This window comes from Arthrobacter nitrophenolicus (genome assembly GCF_000332815.1).
GTDB lineage: Bacteria > Actinomycetota > Actinomycetes > Actinomycetales > Micrococcaceae > Arthrobacter > Arthrobacter nitrophenolicus.
Map to the genome: position 1 here is coordinate 1 of NZ_AOFD01000109.1, position 2,040 is coordinate 2,040.

1 protein-coding gene and 1 pseudogene are annotated in these 2,040 nt (G+C 69.0%); both read right to left on the reverse strand.

Annotated features, from left to right (window positions below; translation table 11 throughout):
• Positions 1–131: 131 nt before the first annotated feature.
• Positions 132–410, reverse strand: a complete 279-nt coding sequence (locus G205_RS20275) for an HPr family phosphocarrier protein (protein ID WP_009359677.1) — start codon at positions 408–410, stop codon at positions 132–134.
• A gap of 63 nt (positions 411–473) precedes the next feature.
• Positions 474–2,040, reverse strand: a pseudogene (locus G205_RS23575) (PTS fructose transporter subunit IIC); the annotation flags it as partial.

Below are 2,040 nucleotides of genomic sequence, written 5' to 3' on the forward strand. Positions count from 1 at the left end.
TCGCCGAGCGCGGCTGACCGCCGTCCCCGCCAGGCGGGCAGGCGCGTTAAACCAAACGGCCGCCGTCGGACTTTCCCAAAGGGAAGGCCCGACGGCGGCCGCCGGTTCAGTGCTTGAAAGCAGCGTGTCTGCTACTCGGCGTCGTGGTCCGTTTCCAGGATCTGGACCAGGCGCTCCAGTGCAACGTCGGCGCCGTCGCCCTCGGCGCGGAGGACCACCTTGTCGCCGTGGGAGGCGCCCAGGCTCATGAGCGACAGGATGCTGGCCGCGTCCATGGCCTCGTCGGCGGGCTCGCCTTCCTTGGCGATGGTGATGTCAAGGTCGAACTCTCCGGCAGCCTCGGCGAAAATCGCGGCAGGGCGGGCGTGCAGGCCCACGCGGCTGGCGACGGTTGCGGTGCGTTCTGGCATTGTTGCTCCTTTGTCTTGCGGCTTGCTGTGTTGCTGTGCCGGGGTAGTAGTGGGTGGACCGGATCAGACCGTTGCTGGAACGGTTTCCACCGTAGCAGTGGACTTGGGGGCTGCCCAGCGCTTCAGCGCGATGACGGCCAGTGCACTGACGATGGCTCCGGCGATGATCGAGACCACGAACATCAGGACGTTGCCGATCGCGAAGAACACGAAGATGCCGCCGTGCGGGGCCTGCGAGGTGACGTTGAAGGCCATGGTCAGCGCGCCGGTGAGGGCGCCGCCCAGCATGCTGGCGGGAATGACGCGCAGCGGGTCGCAGCGGCGAACGGGATGGCGCCTTCGGAGATGAAGGAGGCACCCAGCAGCCAGGCGGCCTTGCCGTTTTCACGCTCGGCCAGGGAGAAAAGCTTCTTGTCCAGAACGGTGGCCAGGGCCATTGCCAGCGGCGGAACCATGCCTGCAGCCATGACGGTGGCCATGATCTGCCACGGCGCCTGGTTGTCTGCGCTGCCGGCGCTCAGGCCGGCGACGGCGAAGGCGTACGCCACCTTGTTCACGGGGCCGCCGAGGTCGAAGCACATCATGAGGCCCAGGATGATTCCGAGGACGACGGCGGACGCGCCGGTCATGCCGGACAGCCAGCCATTGAGGGCGGTGGTGAGTCCGGCGATGGGGCCGCCGAGCACCAGGAACATCAGGCCGGAAGCCACGATGGAGGCGAGCAGCGGATGATGACCACGGGCATCAGGCCGCGCAGCCAGCGGGCCACCTGCCAGGTGCCGATCAGGTGCGCGATGTAGCCGGCCAGCAGGCCGCCGACGATGCCGCCCAGGAAGCCGGCGCCCATGAAGCCTGCCACTGCGCCTGCGACGAAGCCGGGGGCAATGCCGGGCCGGTCGGCGATGGCGTAGGCGATGTAGCCGGCCAATGCGGGCACCAGGAAGTTCATGGACAGGGCGCCGATCTTGAAGAACACGGCGCCCAGGTAGGCGGCGAGCCCGCCCTCGGGGAGGTTGCCGAAGCTGTTCTCCAGGACCACCTTGTCCGCAACATCGGTGATGTCGTAGCCGCCCAGCAGGAAGCCAAGGGCGATCAGGAGGCCGCCGCCGGCAACGAACGGGATCATGTAGCTGACGCCGGTGAGCAGGGCCCTCTTCAGCTTCTGGCCGATGTGCTCACCCTTTTCGGCCTCGGCACGCTCGGCCTGCTCTTCGGCGCCGAAGTGCGGAACGCGGCGGGCGTGCGGATCGGTGGCCGCTGCGAGTGCTTCCTGGACCATCTTGGCCGGCTCGTCGATGCCGCGCTTGACCGGGGCGTTGATGACGGGCTTGCCGGCGAAGCGCTCCTTGCCGCGCACGTCAACGTCCACCGCGAAGATCACGGCGTCGGCGGCAGCAATTACGGCCGGGTCCAGCGGCTTGGCGCCGGAGGAACCCTGGGTCTCCACCTGCAGGTCCACGCCGGCTTCCTGCGCGGCGGCCACCAGGGAATCGGCGGCCATGTAGGTGTGGGCGATGCCGGTGGGGCAGGCGGTGACGGCAACCAGGCGCTTGGGTCCGGAGGCAGCGGCCGGCGAGGCGGCACCTGTGGCAGTGGACCCGGCAGCAGCGGCACCCGCGGCGCCGGCACC